The 19,125-nt window shown below is 49.5% G+C and carries 21 protein-coding genes; 9 read left to right on the top strand and 12 right to left on the bottom strand.

Features of this window, described 5'->3' with window-relative positions; translation table 11 throughout:
• The first annotated feature begins 449 nt into the window (after positions 1-449).
• Positions 450-662, top strand: a complete 213-nt coding sequence (locus PPG34_RS11705) for a hypothetical protein (RefSeq protein ID WP_313833497.1) — start codon at positions 450-452, stop codon at positions 660-662.
• Positions 663-712: 50 nt separating this feature from the next.
• On the opposite strand, the gene PPG34_RS11700 is transcribed toward PPG34_RS11705, so the two are convergent.
• The gene (locus tag PPG34_RS11700) at positions 713-1,201 is read right to left on the bottom strand and encodes an STAS domain-containing protein (RefSeq protein ID WP_313833496.1); all 489 of its coding nucleotides are present in this window, start codon (positions 1,199-1,201) and stop codon (positions 713-715) included.
• A gap of 164 nt (positions 1,202-1,365) precedes the next feature.
• On the opposite strand from PPG34_RS11700, the gene hemL reads away from it, so the two are divergent.
• Together hemL and PPG34_RS11690 are read left to right on the top strand one after the other, a co-directional pair.
• A complete protein-coding gene (gene hemL / locus PPG34_RS11695; RefSeq protein WP_313833495.1) occupies positions 1,366-2,649 on the top strand; it encodes a glutamate-1-semialdehyde 2,1-aminomutase in 1,284 nt (427 codons plus the stop codon).
• A 434-nt stretch (positions 2,650-3,083) separates the two neighbouring features.
• Complete coding sequence (locus tag PPG34_RS11690) at positions 3,084-3,728, top strand: hypothetical protein (protein ID WP_313833494.1); 645 nt, start codon at positions 3,084-3,086, stop codon at positions 3,726-3,728.
• A 509-nt stretch (positions 3,729-4,237) separates the two neighbouring features.
• Here the strand turns inward: PPG34_RS11690 and PPG34_RS11685 are convergent.
• The 8 genes from PPG34_RS11685 to PPG34_RS11650 all read right to left on the bottom strand — a co-directional run bounded on the left by PPG34_RS11685 (position 4,238) and on the right by PPG34_RS11650 (position 11,622).
• On the bottom strand, positions 4,238-4,480 hold the full coding sequence (locus tag PPG34_RS11685) for a hypothetical protein (protein WP_313833493.1): 243 nt from the start codon (positions 4,478-4,480) through the stop codon (positions 4,238-4,240).
• A 43-nt stretch (positions 4,481-4,523) separates the two neighbouring features.
• A complete protein-coding gene (dapB, locus tag PPG34_RS11680; RefSeq protein WP_313833492.1) occupies positions 4,524-5,333 on the bottom strand; it encodes a 4-hydroxy-tetrahydrodipicolinate reductase in 810 nt (269 codons plus the stop codon).
• Positions 5,334-5,341: 8 nt separating this feature from the next.
• Positions 5,342-6,214, bottom strand: coding sequence for a 4-hydroxy-tetrahydrodipicolinate synthase (gene dapA / locus PPG34_RS11675; RefSeq protein WP_313833491.1), 873 nt, complete (start codon positions 6,212-6,214; stop codon positions 5,342-5,344).
• Positions 6,215-6,226: 12 nt separating this feature from the next.
• Positions 6,227-7,489: a diaminopimelate decarboxylase gene (lysA, locus tag PPG34_RS11670; RefSeq protein WP_313833490.1), complete on the bottom strand. Its 1,263-nt coding sequence runs from the start codon at positions 7,487-7,489 to the stop codon at positions 6,227-6,229.
• A 43-nt stretch (positions 7,490-7,532) separates the two neighbouring features.
• Complete coding sequence (locus PPG34_RS11665) at positions 7,533-7,742, bottom strand: hypothetical protein (RefSeq protein WP_313833489.1); 210 nt, start codon at positions 7,740-7,742, stop codon at positions 7,533-7,535.
• 73 nt (positions 7,743-7,815) lie between these two features.
• On the bottom strand, positions 7,816-9,291 hold the full coding sequence (gene argH, locus PPG34_RS11660) for an argininosuccinate lyase (protein ID WP_313833488.1): 1,476 nt from the start codon (positions 9,289-9,291) through the stop codon (positions 7,816-7,818).
• Positions 9,292-9,358: 67 nt separating this feature from the next.
• Positions 9,359-10,360: an ornithine carbamoyltransferase gene (gene argF, locus PPG34_RS11655; protein WP_313833487.1), complete on the bottom strand. Its 1,002-nt coding sequence runs from the start codon at positions 10,358-10,360 to the stop codon at positions 9,359-9,361.
• Positions 10,361-10,428: 68 nt separating this feature from the next.
• Positions 10,429-11,622: an acetylornithine transaminase gene (locus tag PPG34_RS11650; RefSeq protein ID WP_313833486.1), complete on the bottom strand. Its 1,194-nt coding sequence runs from the start codon at positions 11,620-11,622 to the stop codon at positions 10,429-10,431.
• A gap of 233 nt (positions 11,623-11,855) precedes the next feature.
• On the opposite strand from PPG34_RS11650, the gene PPG34_RS11645 reads away from it, so the two are divergent.
• A complete protein-coding gene (locus PPG34_RS11645; protein WP_313833485.1) occupies positions 11,856-12,530 on the top strand; it encodes a DUF2628 domain-containing protein in 675 nt (224 codons plus the stop codon).
• 92 nt (positions 12,531-12,622) lie between these two features.
• Here the strand turns inward: PPG34_RS11645 and PPG34_RS11640 are convergent, their stop codons facing one another.
• Positions 12,623-13,435 (bottom strand): hypothetical protein, encoded by an 813-nt coding sequence (locus PPG34_RS11640; protein WP_313833484.1) that lies wholly within the window; start codon positions 13,433-13,435, stop codon positions 12,623-12,625.
• 189 nt (positions 13,436-13,624) lie between these two features.
• On the opposite strand from PPG34_RS11640, the gene PPG34_RS11635 reads away from it, so the two are divergent.
• Complete coding sequence (locus tag PPG34_RS11635) at positions 13,625-14,230, top strand: 2,3-bisphosphoglycerate-dependent phosphoglycerate mutase (RefSeq protein ID WP_313833483.1); 606 nt, start codon at positions 13,625-13,627, stop codon at positions 14,228-14,230.
• A 16-nt stretch (positions 14,231-14,246) separates the two neighbouring features.
• Here PPG34_RS11635 and PPG34_RS11630 read toward each other — a convergent pair whose 3' ends face one another.
• Positions 14,247-14,762, bottom strand: a complete 516-nt coding sequence (locus tag PPG34_RS11630; RefSeq protein WP_313833482.1) for a hypothetical protein — start codon at positions 14,760-14,762, stop codon at positions 14,247-14,249.
• Between the two features lie 214 nt (positions 14,763-14,976).
• Here PPG34_RS11630 and PPG34_RS11625 point away from each other — a divergent pair, with 214 nt between their 5' ends.
• From PPG34_RS11625 to PPG34_RS11615, 3 genes are read left to right on the top strand one after another with little or no spacing between them, the layout of a single operon-like run.
• A complete protein-coding gene (locus PPG34_RS11625) occupies positions 14,977-15,363 on the top strand; it encodes a hypothetical protein (protein WP_313833481.1) in 387 nt (128 codons plus the stop codon).
• A 16-nt stretch (positions 15,364-15,379) separates the two neighbouring features.
• On the top strand, positions 15,380-15,766 hold the full coding sequence (locus tag PPG34_RS11620; RefSeq protein WP_313833480.1) for a hypothetical protein: 387 nt from the start codon (positions 15,380-15,382) through the stop codon (positions 15,764-15,766).
• Positions 15,759-16,076: a hypothetical protein gene (locus PPG34_RS11615; RefSeq protein WP_313833479.1), complete on the top strand. Its 318-nt coding sequence runs from the start codon at positions 15,759-15,761 to the stop codon at positions 16,074-16,076. Before PPG34_RS11620 ends, PPG34_RS11615 begins: the two co-directional genes overlap by 8 nt.
• A 118-nt stretch (positions 16,077-16,194) precedes the next feature.
• On the opposite strand, the gene PPG34_RS11610 is transcribed toward PPG34_RS11615, so the two are convergent.
• The gene (locus tag PPG34_RS11610; protein ID WP_313833478.1) at positions 16,195-16,983 is read right to left on the bottom strand and encodes a 3',5'-cyclic-nucleotide phosphodiesterase; all 789 of its coding nucleotides are present in this window, start codon (positions 16,981-16,983) and stop codon (positions 16,195-16,197) included.
• Positions 16,984-17,394: 411 nt separating this feature from the next.
• Between PPG34_RS11610 and PPG34_RS11605 the strand changes: the two genes are divergently transcribed.
• Entirely contained in the window at positions 17,395-19,086 is a 1,692-nt protein-coding gene (locus PPG34_RS11605; protein WP_313833477.1) for a tetratricopeptide repeat protein, read from the top strand.
• The last annotated feature ends 39 nt before the right edge of the window (positions 19,087-19,125 follow it).

Genomic DNA, 19,125 nt, shown 5'->3' with positions numbered 1-19,125 from the left:
GACAATGCTTAAGCCGCAACTATCGTGCCAATATGAATGGGGCGTCGCCCCAAAAATTTATTTGAAGCGGATAGAAAGACTTTCACTGCGAGGGAAACTCTCAATTTGTTCGAAAAAGTCCTGTAATTTCATTACATTATGATAGCGGATGAACCCATTCGCCTAGGATTCCCCTACAATAAATTGTCGCGAACTCTTAAGACCAGAAAAAAAGGACCGTCCATTCATGTCCTTCTTGAAGAACAGAATGGTAACTTAATTTACAGTGTTTTAGTTGTTGACAGTTTTGGAAATTATTGGAATGGCATGATCACTAGGGATGAAAAAAGCACGGGAAGACCTAGCCATGAAAGGGATTCCTTCCTTGACAATCATGAGGCAAGGAGGATACGCCTATTAGAGTTCCTTGTGGATTAAGAATGGGCTGTTTTGGTTAAGGAGGAATTCACATGCCAGTCAATGTGCTTCGGAAAGATTGCCCCAAAGGCGAAAAACCGCCAGAGTGGATCGCCACTCTTCAAAAGGTTTCTGGGAGACCCAGCGTGGAAGATCAACAAAAGGAGCAGGACCTGGCCGTTCAGGAGCAAGAAGCCTTGTGGGAATCAGAAGAAGTCGGGATTGTTCGTTGGTCCGGAGAAAATGGGCAACGCTACAACGATTAGACTACCCTCAGGTGTGCCGAAGTTCTCTGAGAACAGCTAGAGCCCCCAGCTTACTGACCTTGGTCCCCAACACCCACCAATTCTTGTTCAGTCACCCGTGTTGGGTGTTTGGAAATTTCCCGATCTTCTTGGCTCTTTGGAGGAATTCCAAAAGGACGGCGGGTAGGTAGGGGCTCTGGAGTCAATGCCGAATCATCAACCACCGCGTTGCGGCGATGAAGGGCATCATACACAGCAAGATAGGTGGGTATAGTAGAGGTAATCTCCGCCTGGTCAAGATCGCGGCGAACCGAACTTAAGGGACTGACCAAGGCGAGCTGTCCCTCACTCGTCGTAAAATATTCATGTGTAAATTTTAACAATCCAATAATGTTGTCACTGAGTTGATATACCGACGTGAGATTCACGACCACATATCGGCATCCTTCGGCATATACAGCTTCCAGGGTGCGCATGAACAAGTCATGATCCTGATCTTCAAACTTTCCAAAACAGTCTAACACCGTGGATTCGTTGATGTGTCGTTTTTCAAGATACATGGCGTTTCCCTTCCATCATGGTGGGTTTATTGGCAGTTAATGACTCCATCGGAAAAACATTTTCTAGACTTGAGGGTCGATATTTTCGATTGACGTAAAAAAGGACGGGCAATAATTTCCCCATGATTTTTTTCATTGTGACCATTGAATAGGAGGCCTCATCCGTGAAGACCGCAACATCAAAAAAACTTTTTGCCCAATCCCAACGGGTAATCCCAGGAGGAGTGAACAGTCCAGTCCGAGCATTTCGCTCGGTGGGAGGAAGCCCATTGTTTATCAAGCGAGCGCAAGGGGCGAAGGTGACTGATGTTGATGGCAATACCTACCTGGATTATGTCGCTTCCTGGGGACCAATGGTATTAGGCCACGCGAATCCCTCCGTAGTGCGAGCAATTCAGCGAGCCGCCAGCCTAGGAACCAGCTATGGAGCGCCGACAGAGCAAGAGCTCATCCTGGCGCAGATGATTTGTCGTGCATTCCCCTCCATAGAAAAAGTTCGTCTCGTCAGTTCCGGGACCGAAGCCGTTATGAGTGCCATCCGTGTCGCTCGGGGTTTTACCAAGCGTGATGCCATCCTCAAATTTGAAGGCTGTTATCATGGGCATGCTGATCACCTGCTCGTGAAAGCGGGGTCAGGCGCGGCTACCTTGGGGCTTCCCGATAGCCCGGGGGTTCCTAAGGCCGCTGCAAGCCAAACCCTCACGGCCCCTTACAATGATATTGACGCCGTGAAAAGCCTGATTCACAAACATTGGCGAAAACTGGCCTGCATCATTGTGGAACCTATTGCTGGAAACATGGGTGTGGTCTTGCCGAAAAAAGAATTTCTTCGACAACTGCGAACCCTCACAAAGAAGCATGGGATCCTGCTCATCTTCGATGAAGTCATTTCAGGGTTTCGCGTATCCTACGGTGGAGCCCAAACCTTGTACGACATCAAACCGGACCTGACCTGTCTCGGGAAAATTATCGGTGGCGGCCTCCCGGTAGGAGCCTATGGCGGGAGACAGGAAATCATGGATCTCATTGCACCAGTCGGTCCGGTCTACCAGGCAGGCACGTTGTCTGGGAATCCCTTAGCGGTCACCGCGGGAATCGAGACATTGAAAAAACTGAGTACTTCTGGCGTGTATGAAAAATTAGAACGACGAGGACAGCAATTAGCCGAAGGGTTGGGCAAAGCCGCCAAGCAAGCCAACATCCCTTTTTATCAAACCCGAGTCGGCTCCCTCATGGGCGGATTCTTTACAAATGGACGAGTCACAGATTATGCCTCCGCCAAAACATCAGATACCACACGCTATGCCAAATTCTTTCACAAGATGTTAGAACGCGGTTCCTACTTCGCCCCCTCCCAATTCGAAGCCGCGTTTGTCTCCACCGTCCACACCGCCGCCGATATCGATCAAACCTTAGAAGCCGCACATCAGGTGTTTAAGAAATTGTAGGATTGGAGAAATATTAAATGCGGGCTTTCGCGCCCGCGCGACGAGCCCCTTTTGTTTCGGCAAAAGGGGCCAAAACCATTTACGCCCGTGCGCGGCCCTGCTGGTCCCTGGTCCACCGCCCCGAATAAGATGGCTCGGGAACTCACTCCGAGGTGCAAAGCCACCTCTCCGCTCAAACAGCCCTCGCCCAAAAGTCGATTCGGGGCGGCAGCCCAGCCACGCCCAACGCGGGATATCAAGAGGAAATCATTTCTGCGAATTTGGAGAAGGAAAGAGAAATTCCAACGAAAATTTAATTCTCATGCCTTGAGCCTAACTCTCAACTTGGTTCCATCTTATAAACCCTCGACGAGAAATCCCGAGGCGTGTTATACGAACAGGAACTCAAAGCTCCCCATCTTATGTGAATATTTTAAATTATTACGATATCACAAATGGATACCATTGAAGATTATCTTTCCAAAACCGAGAGTGCGACGATAAAGCTTTTTGAGGGCATTCAGAGTTATATAAATATACTGAAAGATGCTCATTCACCAGCATTTGCGTTCTATGAATCCGAAGAAGAAAAGATACAAAAGGAATACCGTGAATGGGAAAAACTTAATAGAGGCAAAATTGAAAATGCAATTGCAGCACAAGAAAAGTTTGTCGATGAATCTTTTGCCCTAGCTACACTTTGTGGGACAGTTTTGCAGTTAGCTGCGATGGGAATTCAAAAGTATTCGAAAAATACGGATATTATCCCAGAGTTCAAAGGAATAATAAAACCTGGAACAAAACCAGTAAAATTTTGTGTTGGCAGATCCGAAAGAGATCTTCCCATTGGGCTAATAATATATGCAGGCAGAAACCAATACAATCACCTTGATGGGAGAAATTTGAACCCAATAAATACAGCTATCTTTAAAAAACTCTCACAGATTGAGAGTTTTAATAATAAGGGTACTTTTTATACGGACCAAGCCTTTGACTTAAAAAACGAACTGATCGTGAATTATTCAGATAATATCACTGCATTGCTAGGTTGGAGAGCCTACGACTCTTATTTGGCGGATATGAGATCAATGCTGGGGTAGGTGCCTAAAAAAATAGGGCGAGTCAAGAGAATTGAGTCCCATTAGGATTCGGCCAGATCCATCATTAGTTTGGACACGGGATTAATTTCTTGAGGGTTTCTCCGCCTTCGGGCTCGGCGGAGCCGCGGTTCCGAATTCGACTATTCTGGCGAAGGCTGTTTGAGCGGAGAGGTGGCCTTGTACCTCGGAGCGAGTTCCCGAGCCATCTTATTTGGGACGGAGATGGAGGCCCCCCGCAGAACCTGCTTCTTAGTAGGATCGGAGGGGCCGCACACAGGCAAAAATGGTTTTGGGTCCTTTTGCCGAAACAAAAGGACCTCGTCGGGCCGGGGCGAAACCCGGCTAAAATAAAAAATCAAACCGTTTTGAATTTGGATGAGAAGAGTATTTGTAAAGGAGAAGAGGAAGACTCTACCTCCCCTACCCCTCCTTACAAAGGAGGGGAAAAGGGAAGAACAGATTTCTAAGAATATTGAAGGAGCTGAAAAAGGAGGGATTAAAGGGAACGTTTAATCGTCATCATCATCGTCATCCTCGTCCTCCGCATCCAATGCAGCTTGCCGCATCTGCTCTTCCATCGCGTTGTGGATCAACATCCGAAGGAACATAGAAATAACCGAACCTTTTTCTAAAGTTCCACCTGGAGGAACTGCAATCCGGCCTTCCTCCACCATTTTATCCAACCACTTCTTTTGATCCGGTGTGACGTGGACCGGCATCTCTATAAGGGGTACTTTCCCAAACATATCCATGACTGAAACCTCCCAACTGTCTCGCAATAAAGAAATTAAAAAATTATAAGCCTAGAACATCCGCCATGCCATACAACCCAGGCGGTTGCTTCACTACCCATTCTGCGGCACGCAAGGCTCCCCGCGCAAATGGGTCTCGGTTGTGGGCGCGGTGCGTGATTTCGATCCGCTCTCCGGGCCCACCATACAACACGGTATGGTCCCCCACGATATCACCGGCACGAACCGTCTGAATGCCGATTTCTTTTGACGACCGCTCACCAATGATACCATGTCTGGCATAGACACCGGTTTCTTCTAAATCCCAGTTCTTCGCCGCGGCCAAGGCTTCTGCCAATTTTAAGGCGGTGCCACTCGGTGCGTCTTTCTTCTTGTTATGATGTGCATCGATAATTTCGAGGTCGTAGTCGTCCCCAAGGGCCTGCGCGACTTTTCCGATAATTTCGAGCAGCACGTTAATGCCCACACTCATATTTGGGGCTTGAACGCAGGGGATTGATTCCGCATGTCTCCGAAGTTGTTTCATCTCATCGGGAGAAAACCCTGTGGTGCCGATTACCATGGCGCGCTTATGCTGAACGGCGAGAGTGAGATGACCAAGCGTGACAGTCGGTGAGGTAAAATCGACAACCACGTCAGCCTGTTGCAACACCGTGGCCAGGTCACTCACCAATGACACCCCCAGAGGTCCACACCCTGCGATATCCCCGGCATCTCTTCCTAGACCCGGGTGCCCTTTCGCTTCAGTGGCTCCAGCGAGTTGAAGATTTGGTGATTCTTGCACAAGGGACACCAACCGTTTTCCCATTCGTCCGGCGGCTCCGGTAATGATGACTTTGGTGGGAGAAGCCATGATGAAACTTAGATCAACCCCGAATCTTTCATGACTTGACGAAGTCGTTCTTGGTTGTCTGCCGACAGTGGAGTGAGAGGAAGACGAATGTCCGGAGCAATTTTATTCATCATGGCCAACGCTTCTTTGACCGGAATCGGATTGGTCTCATAGAACAACGCACTGAACAACGGAGCAAGTTTAAAATGATAGGTACGCGCCAAGGCAAAGTTTCCCGCCTGGGCAGCATTCACCAAGTTCGCCATGTTTTTCGGGGACACATTCGCGGTCACCGTAATCACACCTTTCGCGCCCAAGGCCATCATCGGGAGGGTCAAGGCGTCATCCCCAGCGAGAACCGTAAACTTTTCACCGCATTGTTGAATGATCTCGGACACCTGCCCAAGGGAGCCACTGCCCTCTTTAATTCCAACAACATTGGCGAGCTTGGCGGTGCGCGCAATGGTTTCGGGCATCATGTTCACGCAGGTACGACCCTGAATATTGTACAGAATCAACGGAAGATCTACGGCCTTCGCCACAGCGGCATAATGCCGATACAGACCTTCCTGTGTGGGCTTGTTGTAATAAGGGGTGATGAGGAGAGCGGCATCTGCACCTGCCTCCTTGGCATGTTTAGTAAATGTAATCGCTTCATCAGTGGCGTTGGACCCAGTCCCGGCAATCACGGAGACCCGACGATTGACGACCTCTATGGTAAAGGCCACAACGCGTTCGTGTTCTTGGTGCGTCAGCGTAGCCGACTCGCCTGTCGTTCCACAGGGGACAATCCCATGAGTCCCATTCGCTATTTGCCATTCGATTAACTCGGCATAGGACTGTTCATCGAATTTGCCGTTTTTAAATGGCGTGACGATGGCAACGAGTGATCCAGAAAACATTGTCTTGATCCTTTAGGAGGTAAGAAACCCTGGAATGTGTTCCCCTCGAATGAGGTCATCATAGCTTTCGCGTTCACGAATCACAAAGCTTTCTCTCCCCTTGACTAATATTTCAGGGACTCGTGGTCTGGAATTGTAATTGGACGCCATGGTGAACGCGTATGCGCCCGCACTCATCACCGCCAACAGATCCCCTTCTTTCACCAAGGGCATGGTACGATTTTGGGCAAGGAAATCTCCGGATTCACAAATGGGACCCACAACATCAAAGACTTCTTCTTGTCTATTGGGAATTCGAAGGACCGGCAAAATATCGTGGTGGGCTTCATACAGGCTGGGCCGAATCAGATCGTTCATCGCCGCATCGACAATGGCAAACTTTTTCGTGCCGGTGTCTTTAATAAAGAGGACCCGTGTGAGCAGAATCCCGGCATTGCCGACAATCACTCGCCCCGGCTCCATGACAATCTGACATTGAGACTGTTTCAGCAGCGGGGTAATGGCTTCGGCCAAATCTTTGGGCTGAGGCGGCGCTTCATCAGAATAGGTGATGCCTAATCCTCCTCCAATATTGAGATACTGAATGGGAATGCCCTTGTCTTTCAGCGTTTGGATAAGGCCCAACACCTTGGTGAGCGAATCGACAAACGGACTAATTTTCGTCAGTTGTGATCCAATATGAGCATGAAGGCCCACCACCTGAATATTGGGCAATGCCGCCGCTCGTTCGAATTCGGCCAATGCCAGATCCGCCCCGATCCCAAACTTACTTTTTTTCATGCCCGTGGAAATGTAGGGATGGGTTTGCGGATCAATGTCGGGGTTGACGCGGAGCGCCACACGGGCTTGTTTCCCCATGCCCTTGGCCACTTCATTGATGGCCTGCAACTCCGCCGATGATTCGACATTAAAGAACAAAATGTCGGATTCAATGGCATATCGGATTTCTTTATGATCCTTGCCCACCCCGGCGAAGACGATCTTGTTAGAAGGAATTCCTGCTTTCAGCGCTCGAAAGAGTTCTCCACCCGAGACAATATCAGCCCCGCTCCCTAAAGAAGCCATGAGCCGAAGCACAGCAAGATTGGAATTAGCTTTCATCGCAAAGGCAATAATGTGCGGAACGGACGCAAACGCCTGATCAACCGCTTGGAAGTGACGAGTCAGCGTCGCATGGCTGTAGATGTAACAAGGCGTCCCTTGTTCCTTGGCGATTTGTTCGAGTGGGATGTCTTCACAGGACAGAGAATCTTGGTGATATTGAAAATGATGCATGGTGTAGGTCACTCACCTAGTCAAAGTTAAGTATTCATTCTTCTTACTGTGTTCCCAAGGGCTTGAGCGGTGGCAAAGACACTTCTTCCTGGTCTAGAGGAATGGATTGTGATTCATTATTTTCGGTTTTAGGTTCCGCGGCTTTTTTTTGTGACCGGATTTTTGCCTCAATCCCAATGTCCTCTGGCGGAAGTGGTGGACCAACCACACCACAACTTTGCATGGTCAAGACCGCCATGCCGATCATCAACATGAGCGCAATCCGTCTTCTTGATAATCGTAAAATGTCGTGCATGCCCAATAAAATTAGAGTCAGACAAATATCATTACATTGAAGGGCGTTTCTTAAGACGTTGCTCCCAAGTTTTCAATTGTCGAGCCACCTGTTTCCGAGCGGTTCCCCCAATTTGCGCTTTTCGATCAACCGCACCCTCAACCGTCAAAAAGTTCAGCGCTTTTTTCGTAAAGCGAGGAGAGATTGTTCGGAGATCATCCAGGGACACGTCCCCGAGTTCTTGTTTTTGTTTAATACAGGTCTGGACCAATCGTCCCACAATACTGTGAGCTTCTCGAAACGGTACACCTTCTTGAACCAAATAGTCGGCTAACTCGGTAGCGAGTAAGAACCCCGACCCCACCGCCTCGGCAACTCTCTCCTTCCGAACTGTCATTCGCTGAATCAACCCGGCATACAACGAAAGCGAGTCTAACACAGTTTGCAGAGCATCAAAAAGCGGCTCCTTATCTTCTTGAAGATCTCGGTTATAACTCAAAGGCAAGCCCTTGAGCGTCGTCAGCAATGTCACGAGGTGTCCATATACTCGACCAGTTTTGCCGCGAATAAGTTCAGGAACATCGGGATTTTTCTTTTGTGGCATCATACTGCTTCCGGTGCAAAATCCATCGGGTAATTCCACAAAAGAAAATTCTTGCGACGACCACACAATCAGTTCTTCGCTGAGGCGCGATAGGTGCATCATGATGAGGGAGAGGACATTTAACACTTCCACCACATAATCACGATCGGAGACCGCATCGAGGCTGTTTTGGCTCAACGCTGGAAAGTTCAATAATTTAGCGGTGAACGTCCGATCCGTGGGATAATTGGAACCTGCCAACGCTCCCGATCCTAACGGCATCACATTCACACGACGCAAGGCATCGGCGATTCGGGCCTTGTCCCGTTCCAGCATTTCCACATAGGCCAAAAAATGATGCGCGAGGGACACTGGTTGCGCTCGCTGGAGGTGGGTATATCCAGGAATAAAGGTATTAATATGCTGAGAAGCCTGCTGCACAAACGCGGCTTGCACGGCATGAATTTTTCCGTGAAGCACCTGAAGCTGCTCACGTAGATAGAGGCGCAAATCAAGGGTCACTTGATCGTTCCGACTGCGTCCCGTGTGCAACTTTCCACCTAAGGGACCAATCAGTTCCGTCAACCGTCGTTCCACGACCATGTGAATGTCTTCATCACTGTCAGTAAAGGGAAATCGCCCTTCGCGTAGTTCTGAACGCACGCGGGTGAGCCCTCGAATGAGCTGTTGACATTCCGCCTTGGAGAGCACCTTGGCCTTCTCCAGAGTCTGGCAGTGAGCCATGCTTCCCTGAATGTCATACTCGAAAAGTTGTCGATCAATCGGCAAAGAGGTCGTGAATCGTTCAACCAACGCATTGGTCGGCTCCGTAAACCGGCCAGCCCAAGCCTTGGCCGAAGTCGTAGAAGATTTTTTCGCTGAAATCCGTGTGGCCTGTGACGAGGAGAAGGATTTTTTTCGCCGAGCGGAGGAAGAGGCTTTCATGGCCATCCCTTCTTCTTGATTGATAAAAGCCCCTTTGCGGAATAGAATATCGGCGGTGGTGGCAATCTCATGACCAAGGCCTTCCCAACCATTCCGTCAGAATGGCTTTTTGCACGTGGAGCCGGTTTTCGGCCTGATCCAGCACGGCAGATTGTTGACCGTCAATCACCCCTTCGGTGATTTCCTCTCCCCGATGAGCCGGTAAGCAGTGCAAGACCATGGCCTCTGGCTTTGCCCGCGCGAGTAACGCTTCATTAAGCTGATAAGGGGCCAAAGCCGTCAAACGCTGAGCTTGTTCTTCTTCCTGTCCCATGCTGGTCCAGACATCCGTATAAAGAACATCCGCATGAAGAGCCGCCTCAGCAGGGTCCACCGTAATATCAATGGTCGCACCGGTCTCACGAGCCTCTTCCCGGCTTTTTTCCACAATCGACGGATCGGGTGCATAGTTCGGAGGACACCCAACGGCCACATGCATACCGACTTTGGCCCCGGCTTCAATCAAAGAATTCGCAATATTATTCCCATCTCCCAGATAGGCCAGTTTTAGGCCTTGGAACGAACCCTTTTTTTCAAGGATAGTCATCAAATCGGCAAGGGCTTGGCAGGGATGGCAAAGATCCGTCAACCCATTTATTACAGGAATCGTGGCATGGCGCGCCCATTCTTCTATTGTCGACTGCTCAAAGGTCCGAATCACCAGACCATCAAGATATCGGGACAACACCAAGGCGGTATCGGCAAGGCTCTCTCCACGGCTCAATTGAATGTTTTCAGAGGAGAGAAACAACGCTTGCCCACCAAGTTGATTCATCCCTGCTTCAAAAGATACTCGAGTTCGGGTAGAGGGTTTTTCGAAAATCAACCCCAGGGTTAAACCCTGCAACCATTGAGAAGCGCGGCCGGGACGTGGAGCAGCCTTGAGCTCACGAGCAATTTGAAGCAGTCGCAATATATCCGAACGAGGAATTGCTCCCAGAGTAAGGAAGTCTTTTCCCAAGCCTATAGCAGACGGGTTGCTTGAAGAGGCATGGTGAGTCTTGGGAATTGAATGGCCGAGAATAGTCATAAAAAATTATTTCATTCGTCGATCGTATTTTGTCATCCGTACTTTGTGAAAATGCGAACGACGAACTTTCAGAGTCGTTTGCTCAAGACCGCGGAGAGCACACCAATCAATTGGTCGACATCCTTCTGCGTTATGATCAGGGGGGGAATAAACCGCAAAACCCGGTCCACGGTGCAATTGATGAGTACTCGTCGGGCCTGACAATCTTGCACCACGGATTTACCTTCAATTGACAGCTCCATGCCCTGTAAAAGGCCGATCCCTCGGATGTCCTTGATAAGTGGAATCCGGCTTTGTAATTCCTGAAGACCTTTGGTTAGGTAGGATCCAATGGCTTGGACTTTTTCCAAGAGCTGACTGTCTTCGATAACCCGAAGCACAGCAAGACTCGCCGCACAGGCGAGCGGATTTCCTCCAAAGGTAGATCCGTGGGAACCCGGACTAAAAGCTTGGGCGACATGATCCGTGGCAATACAGGCGCCTATGGGCACGCCACCACCCAGACCTTTGGCGAGCGTCATGATATCGGGTTCAATTCCGTACTGTTCGTAGGCGAACATGGTGCCGGTTCGTCCGATGCCCGTTTGGATCTCATCCAATATCAAAAGGATTTGACGTTCCGTGCAAAGGGCTCGCAGCTCTTTCATGAAACTCTGATCGGCCACCACCACCCCTCCCTCGCCTTGGATGGGTTCCACCAGGATGGCCGCCGTGCGGGGGGTCATGAGACTTTTGACCGAGTCAAGATCGTTCAATGTGGCATAAGAAAAGCCAACCGGTAACGGGGCAAAGCCCTTGTGGACTTTAGATTGACCGGTCGCCGTGAGGGTCGCCAGGGTTCGCCCGTGAAACGAGTTGTGCATGGTAATGAATTCACAACGTTCCGGTCCAAAGGTTTCGGTAGAATACTTTCGAGCCAACTTGATGGCGGCTTCATTCGCCTCAGCGCCACTGTTACAGAAAAACACCTTATCACCAAAAGATAACTCCGCTAACTTCTTGGCGAGCCGCACTTGAGGCTCGGAATAATACAGATTGGACGCATGTATGAGGTGGCGAGCCTGTTTTTCAATGGCGTTTACCAGATCGGGGTGACCATGGCCCAGTATATTGACCGCGACCCCGGCCACACAATCCAAATATTCGCGACCCTCGGCATCATACACTTTGCACCCTTGCCCCCGGACAATGCTGATGGGCAATCGGGCATAGGTTGGCATCAAATATTCGGAGGAATCGTGTTCGAGTTCTTCAGTGAGCATACCGTTAGGAGTAAATGTTGAAAAAAGCGCGCCAGGAGAGGCGAATCTAGCATAGGGATTCTTAGGGGCGCAATATAAGTTAGAAACGTTGCTGATCGCTTGGGCCTCGTCGCTCGTAAGGAACTGAAACGGATCCGACCTCTTGATACGAGCGACCAGCGACGAGCAACAAGCGACGAAATATGGACCCCGAGCCTTGTCCCCTTGATGGAAGGATGTTATAAACCCGCGGCATGAAACAATGTGCCGCTTGTGAACAACAAAATCCCGACGATGCGAGTTTTTGCCATAGTTGCAAGCAGGTGTTCCCCGAAGAACCTGCCGCTCCGCAGCCATCGGAAGTTCCCAACGAGGATCACCTCTGGAAAACCTTCATTGGCCCCAATCCCACCGTCATGTTTTCCCCTGCCAAAGGATGGGTCTGGCGACCCGCCGCGCAATATTACCTCGCTAAATTTTCCGCATTTCGGTCGGCTCCGAGTCCACGGTTTGAGTTATCGTGGAACTGGGCCGCGTTTTTATTTGATTTTCTCTGGTTTCTTTACCGCAAAATGTATATGTATGCAGCATTGTATGCAGTAGGTCCGTTTTTGGCGTTGTATCTGACAGGGATTCCTACCGTTGGGGTGGTATGGAAAATCATGGCGGCAGTCACCGCGAACTATCTCTATTTCTGGCACGTGAAAGAACATTTGGATAAACTCAAAGCCCATGGCTTGGTTGACCAAGCCTCTCAAGAGAAGTTTTTACAAGAAGAGGGCGGAGTCCAAACCTATGTCATTTGGTTAAGCGCCATTTTGATGATTTTCGGCATGCTGTTTTCTAGCCAATTCGTCGAAATGTATGGGGATGGGTTTCCTATAGAACAATCGGCGCCTGATCCTCGAGTGCAGTTAGACAACCATTGATAGGCTTGTGAATGTCTGGTGAAATTTTCGATTGTGAGCCGATCCTTGAAAGGGCATGAGGTCATGAACACACAAAGCGACTATTGGACGAGTTACGCTTTTTCAGAGACCGAGAGCTGCCAGGCAAACCAGGTTTGAAACCATTGATAGTCGTTTTGATAAGCCGTGTGAATGCCGTGGGTGCCCTCGGCTTTTTCATTTAAGGTCGTAAAGGTCCGTGGCCAATTCTTCGTCCACCAGGATTTGAGTTCGCCGGCACTATAAGGCTGATCGTTAGGTTGGTAGATCCCAGCGGCGGACACGACATCCGCAATGAGCGGCCAATACCGATCCTTGCCCATGCCCAAGGACCGAAGATGCTCCCGCAGCAAAAAGACCACCCACAGTTCGGCACTATGCTTTTTGTTATGCTTAAAGGGCTGGGTCTGCCGGAGGGGAATCGGATGAAAATTCTTGATGATGGAGGTAAAGTCCGGGCCGCCATAACTTCCAGTCACCTGGGCAATTCCCTCTAACATGGTAGCCAACTCAACTTCCACCACGGGCGAACGTTGAGGGGGTTCTTGCTCAAACGGATTGGGTGTCGTCAGGAGATCGATGAGGGGCTTGAGCTCACGCAACCGTTCAACGGCTGCTTGCAAGATGTCAGAAGATTCCAGCCAGTAATCGGGATCGTTTTTCGATAATCGTTCCTTTCCCGGTGGAGGCAAGACGATAGGAATCCAGTTTCGTAATAGCACAAACAACAGATAATGGATGTCCCCGTTCACCTCTGCAATATGCTCAAGAACATGATTAGCCTTGGCATTGTGAAAAAATCGTTGCGCCTTGTCATCAACCCCAAGATGTTGGGATAACGCCACCCACCAATCTGCTTGCGGTTGTGGATTTTGAGGATCAGACATGCCTACCGTTGGTTGCGAGATAAAAGGTAGTGTGCACTTGGTCAGTTCTTTCAATGAGGGAGCATGGTACGAAGTGCCCGCTAGCAACGCAAGTCAAAGATGGGCACTTCGCCCTGATGAAGGGATGTATCAATATCCTTAAGGAAAAATGGTTTGCCACATGATTGAACCTGAGTGGAGGACAGAGGAATGAAACAGTTGGTGTTAATTCGGCATGGGGAGTCGCAATGGAATCTCGAGAATCGATTCACGGGATGGGTAGATGTCCCCCTGAGTCCTCGAGGGGAAGAAGAGGCAAAGGAAGCCGGAAAGAAATTACAGGCCTTTCGGTTTAACCAAGCCTTTACCTCGGTTCTGACGAGAGCCATTAAGACCCTCGAAATTGTCTTGGGGGTCATTGGCCAAACGGATCTCAAGGTCGAAAAGAATCAGGCGCTCAACGAACGGATGTATGGAGATCTTCAAGGGCTCAATAAGGCTGAAACCATTGAGAAACATGGGGCCGAGCAAGTGCATCAGTGGCGCAGAAGTTTTGATGTTCGCCCGCCTGGAGGCGAAAGTCTGAAAGATACGGCCGAAAGGGTCATTCCCTATTATGAAAAGAAGATCTGGCCAGCCCTTTCAAACGGGGAGTCTATCTTGGTAGTCGCCCATGGAAACAGTTTACGCGCCTTGGTCATGCACTTGAACCAACTGAGCCAAGAAGAGGTGCTGGAATTAAATATTCCAACGGGGGGGCCTTGGCTTTTTGAACTCGATGATGCCGGCAACGTGGTCAATCATCGATACTTATAGCGCCACGGGCAGGTCGTTAATAGGGCAGGCTGTCCGAACTCAACCCTTGTTCGATCTCCGCGGCAGCTTGTCCAATTTCTTCGATGGGAACCAAGTCCAGCAACACAACGAGCAACTGCTGTTCTTTTCCTCGGGGAATATGGCCCTCGGTTTCTAAGGCACTTGATGCCTCCGTCAACACCGCGATGGGCTCCCCGCCCTGCTGTGTGATATCGTCCCAGGCTTGGAATTTGGCATCCATATCCAAAAAAAATTGTTTGATGGGTCGGTGGACGAACCCGAATCGACTCTCCCATCGGTGGCGAACCTGCACTTGGACCTGCTCCCAAATGTCCTTTCCTGCCTGCTCAGGAATCCCGACCTGCAGGGCGGATTTAATCCAATAGGTTGAGAGCAGTACAATTTCCCACGTGATGGATTGTGCCTGTTCACGGGACACGGCGAGTCCATAGTCTTCCAGAAAATCTGGAGCCAAAGCAGGAGGAATTAAGTTAAATAAGGTCTCCGCTTCGTGTTGATAGGGTACCGTCATGTAGACACCATACATAGTTTGGTCATTATGAACACCTAGGTACCATTCAGAATACGAAGGCGACCCATAGGTTCGCAAGGCTCCGCCTTGACACTGAAAGTTTCCTAATGCCAGGGTTTCTTCTTAAGCAGGAGATTTATTTTCACTTAAAGCAATAAGCTGACGGCTTTGTTGATTTCGCTTGAGAAATCTGACTTCTGTTTTCGAGACTCCGATGTCATACCTTCTCATGGGAATTGCCGGGTTATGGATGGCTGATGGTATTGCCCTGCTGGTGGCTCCACTACAGATGATTGCCTTGCTCAAAGAATCTTTGCTAGCCTCCCCCTCTTTGATTAGGTGGTCGATGCTCTCTGCAGTATTTGGTGTCATTCTCCTACTTCAAGTTGGGGAATTACCCTATCATCCATTATGGCTGATCACCGGCATAGCCATGATCGCTAAGGGACTCTTTTTCCTATTGGCATCAAAGGATCAACGTCGTGTGTTTATCCAGTGGGGATTAACGCGAGAAGCCGTGGATTATCGGTTTTGTGGCCTCGCCCTCTGCACGTTATCACTGCTCCTGCTTGATGCAGTGGGAGCATTCCGAGGCAAGTAATGTGAGTCGGAGACAAATGGGAATTCAACTCCTTTTCGGCTTGGTTAGTTTTATTTGGGGCATGACGGGAATTATTCTAACTACGGCACCCACAGTGTGGATGGGCTTTACTCGTCAGGTTTTGACCAATTCCTGGCAACGGTTTTGGCTGGCACAGGGAATGCTTTTAATGGGCCTAGTACTCATCATTGGCACAGCCACCTTTCAAGGATTTTGGCTCTGGGTTTCTTGCGGAGCCCTTATGGTGGTCAAAGCATGCGTCCTTTTAGGGTCATCGGAGGCTTTTCGAAATCGATTGACGACCATGGCGACGACTCGTTCATTATGGGTCTACCGAAGTAGTGGCCTCCTCACATTGGCACTCGCGGTTCTTCTTGCAGCGGATACGATCATTCATGGCTGAACTCTCACCAAACCCAGCACCGGATTATGGCATGATTTCCACCTTGTGGCAGGTGCATCAAGACGCCGATTGGCCGGTCTCTGGCGACACCCATGAAGGCGAATTGATGACCTTGGATACGGTGGTAGCTGGATGCGTCACGTATTTTCTGGAGGAGCGAGAGTTGGATGCCCAACGGGTGGGAATTCTTCAGGATTGTCTTGCAGATCTGGAATCCCTCATGTCGGACTTGGATTCGGAAGCCCAAACCTATTTCGAACGGCTTCAGCAGCTTGGGGGCTGGATTCTACAAAGTCGGGCACGCACCTAAAATCAATAATTACAGATTACTATTTCCTCATTTGATCCTAGCTCAATTTTTTAGGGAACAGATTTCCTGTTCTGTGAGGAATACCAGCTAGCAGTATAAACCGACCCCATCCAAATCTTTAGATATTGATTTCCTCTTCTTCTTGAAGAACATGAAGGTGGCGAATTCCCAGCCTGCTGAGTTGCTGAGCCACGCGGTCACGAAACCGAGGTTTGAGATGGTAAGCGAACACGGGAAGTTCGGGACGCTCTAATTTCTTAAACTCTTGCATCAGAAGCGAGGGAGTGAGATGTTTGGTCAACACCGCGAAGTCATGCATTTCGTCTGGGAAAGAGGCTTCAATAAAGGCCGCCTTTAAATTTGGTATCTGTTTGGCAACTTCCCACAACCGGTCGGTTTGATGAGTATCTCCACTGAATACCCAGGCGGCCTCGTCATCACGCACCACATACCCTACCGTGGGCACCGTGTGGTTCACTGGGATGGGGACGAATTCTATTCCAGATAGCAATACCTGCTGTTCCTCGACCAACGTCAAGGCTTGCAAACTTGGCTTTTCCGTTGTCGGCAAGGCAAATAATTCAGGAAATACCCTACCATTAAAGATATGAGCTTTAAGCTCTTCCAGCACTGGCTCAATGCTGGCCACGGTGAGGGATTCCCCCGCTGTTCCTATACGATTATCTGCCAAGGCAGGAAGTCCCTGGACATGGTCCAGATGGACATGAGAACACACAATATACATGAGGCGTTGCTGCTGATCCCAATCGAGTTCAAAGGCTCCAGTTCCTGCATCTATCATCACTTGATCATTGACAAGGAGGCCTACACTTCGACAATGAAGTTCGGTCTCTTCGTTTCTGACCAATAAATCCGATCCATGGCACCCCAATACGTTGATCTTCAACAGAGTCCTCTTAGGTGAAATATGTCCCTCGGGCCACAAAAACCGACGAACAAAGCATTGACCATTTTCGCTCGAATGCTAAATGCCCCTACAAAGCCTAGGGTCACTATGTGAGGTCATACTCTTTTTTGGTGATTGGCACAAGCATCGAAAGTGGTACTGGAAATGTGTGAGTCAGAATAACCGAAAGTAGAGGAAAACCACGAAGAACGGTGTCACGCCTGGTTGGTGATATTGGTCACAAGAGAAATAATACCGGACCCCTCGCCACTTTTCTCCACAGTTAAGAGAGCATTAGGGGTTCTTGACCTCCCCCAATGGGATTTGTTTAAACAGGGCTTCAAAATCCTTTTATGAAAAAATCATCCAGGAGTCGGCAATTAGAAGCTCCCTTGTTGTCGATGGATGAGCATGGGGGTGCAAGGTGTTCGCGAGCCATTTATGGTAGTTGAATCTTCCCTGACGAAGAAACCGCGTAGAATCAGACTAGCTCTTTTTCTCCTCCTTAATTTTCTCTACTTCATCCTTACCCCATTCACCCCAACGTCTTCTCTTGTTTATGCCCAGGATGCCATAGCAGATGTCCTCGTCGCAGAAGTCATTCTTGCGATCGATGACCAGCGCTTTGACGAGGCTCTCACGTTGATCACAGAGGCCCTTGAAAGTTCCCCAGATCACTTGGAAGCTTTGTATTACAAAGGAGTGGTATTGATGGCCTTGGATCGCCTCGATGAGGCCATCGTTACGTTGGAGCACGCACAGGAACAAGCTCCCAACAATATTTCCATCGCCTTCCAGTTAGGGGTCGCCTATTTCTCCAAATCCGAGTACGACAAGGCAGAACCTTTGCTCTTACGCGTGTTTGAGGAGCAACCAGCCACAAAAAATTTAGGGTATTACATCGGCTTTATGCGCTATCGACACAAAAATTATCAGGGCGCCTTACAGGCCTTCCAAGTTGGGGCTTCGGACGATCCCCGCATTCTCCAACTGACACGGTTTTATTCAGGTTTGGCACTTGCCATTTTAGGTCTGCCCGAAAAGGCGGCGGATGAACTTGGGGAAGCCATGCGCGTTCGCACGGTTTCGCCAATCACGGGACCTGCAGATCGATTGCGGGATTCTTTGGCCGCAGCCAAAACCACTGAGGATCGTCTCCATGGCCAAGTCCAAGTTGGAGCATTTTATGATTCGAATGTGGCGGTGATCCCACAGTCAACAGGGGAGCCCACAATTGAGGAGTTAAGAAAACAGAAATCGGAGGCCTCGGGAGCGTTAGCGTCATTCCGTTTAGACTATTCCTGGTTGCGTCATGGGCCAGTGGAAAGCTCCCTTTCGTACTCGTTTTTCCACAATGGGAATAATCAGTTATCCGACTTTAATGTGGTCAACCACTTAGGTGCGCTGGGATTGTTTTACCGAGGGCTTATGGCGTCGATGCCCTTCCAAACCGGCATCCAATTTACTGTAGATAATACCGAACTTGGAGGAGAACAATTTCTCCGACGGTATTCAGGGACAGTGTTTGGAACCCTAGTGGAGAGTCAACACCATCTCACCACGATTCAAGGTGGCGTTCAAAGCAAAGGGTTTGAAGAGCTCGATCTTTCGCAGGTGGTTAGTCCCGCCCTTCGAGCCGCCTTGGAGCAAGATGTCCGCTCCGCAACGAATTGGATGGCAGGCATTACACATATCATTCGCTTCGAACAAGATAGACATTTAATCAGAGGAGGATTTCAAATCGATAGGGATGCCGCAATCGGCGAGAATTTTGATTACACCGGCTATCGGCTGCAAGCCGGAGGTCTCTATACCCTGCCCTGGTTTAACATACGACTTCGCTATGACTATGATGTGCATTTCCGGATGTACGACAGTCCCAATACCCGATTTTCACGAACCGGCCTGCTCCCCACGGGCATCACACCCCATGTCACTCAAACGGTCACGGAACAAACTCATATCGTTCGTATTGAAAAATCCTTTCCCAACAACATCACCTTGGCCATGGATTGGCAAAATACCTTCAGCCGTTCCAATATCGATATCCTATTTAATTTTGATAGGCAGGTAATATCGTGGACTGCGGCCTGGGCGTTTTAGGAACCTTCGGGAAGGTGGAAATCCAGGTGGTGAAAAAGG

This window comes from Candidatus Nitronereus thalassa (assembly GCF_032191465.1).
Taxonomy (GTDB): domain Bacteria; phylum Nitrospirota; class Nitrospiria; order Nitrospirales; family UBA8639; genus Nitronereus; species Nitronereus thalassa.
The sequence above is the reverse complement of the archived record's forward strand: the minus strand, read 5'-3'. Positions and strand labels throughout refer to the sequence as shown.

Bases quoted from the DNA above. Each gene is read 5' to 3' on its own strand.
- dapB (WP_313833492.1), bottom strand. From the start codon at position 5,333: ATGGCTTCTCCCACCAAAGTCATCATTACCGGAGCCGCCGGACGAATG.
- PPG34_RS11640 (WP_313833484.1), bottom strand. From the start codon at position 13,435: ATGTCTGATCCTCAAAATCCACAACCGCAAGCAGATTGGTGGGTGGCG.
- PPG34_RS11690 (WP_313833494.1), top strand. From the start codon at position 3,084: ATGGATACCATTGAAGATTATCTTTCCAAAACCGAGAGTGCGACGATA.
- PPG34_RS11705 (WP_313833497.1), top strand. From the start codon at position 450: ATGCCAGTCAATGTGCTTCGGAAAGATTGCCCCAAAGGCGAAAAACCG.
- PPG34_RS11665 (WP_313833489.1), bottom strand. From the start codon at position 7,742: ATGTTGATGATCGGCATGGCGGTCTTGACCATGCAAAGTTGTGGTGTG.
- PPG34_RS11630 (WP_313833482.1), bottom strand. From the start codon at position 14,762: ATGACGGTACCCTATCAACACGAAGCGGAGACCTTATTTAACTTAATT.
- dapA (WP_313833491.1), bottom strand. From the start codon at position 6,214: ATGTTTTCTGGATCACTCGTTGCCATCGTCACGCCATTTAAAAACGGC.
- lysA (WP_313833490.1), bottom strand. From the start codon at position 7,489: ATGCATCATTTTCAATATCACCAAGATTCTCTGTCCTGTGAAGACATC.
- PPG34_RS11605 (WP_313833477.1), top strand. From the start codon at position 17,395: ATGGGGGTGCAAGGTGTTCGCGAGCCATTTATGGTAGTTGAATCTTCC.
- argH (WP_313833488.1), bottom strand. From the start codon at position 9,291: ATGAAAGCCTCTTCCTCCGCTCGGCGAAAAAAATCCTTCTCCTCGTCA.
- PPG34_RS11700 (WP_313833496.1), bottom strand. From the start codon at position 1,201: ATGTATCTTGAAAAACGACACATCAACGAATCCACGGTGTTAGACTGT.
- PPG34_RS11625 (WP_313833481.1), top strand. From the start codon at position 14,977: ATGTCATACCTTCTCATGGGAATTGCCGGGTTATGGATGGCTGATGGT.
- PPG34_RS11650 (WP_313833486.1), bottom strand. From the start codon at position 11,622: ATGCTCACTGAAGAACTCGAACACGATTCCTCCGAATATTTGATGCCA.
- PPG34_RS11620 (WP_313833480.1), top strand. From the start codon at position 15,380: ATGGGAATTCAACTCCTTTTCGGCTTGGTTAGTTTTATTTGGGGCATG.
- PPG34_RS11645 (WP_313833485.1), top strand. From the start codon at position 11,856: ATGAAACAATGTGCCGCTTGTGAACAACAAAATCCCGACGATGCGAGT.
- PPG34_RS11615 (WP_313833479.1), top strand. From the start codon at position 15,759: ATGGCTGAACTCTCACCAAACCCAGCACCGGATTATGGCATGATTTCC.
- PPG34_RS11635 (WP_313833483.1), top strand. From the start codon at position 13,625: ATGAAACAGTTGGTGTTAATTCGGCATGGGGAGTCGCAATGGAATCTC.
- PPG34_RS11685 (WP_313833493.1), bottom strand. From the start codon at position 4,480: ATGGATATGTTTGGGAAAGTACCCCTTATAGAGATGCCGGTCCACGTC.
- argF (WP_313833487.1), bottom strand. From the start codon at position 10,360: ATGACTATTCTCGGCCATTCAATTCCCAAGACTCACCATGCCTCTTCA.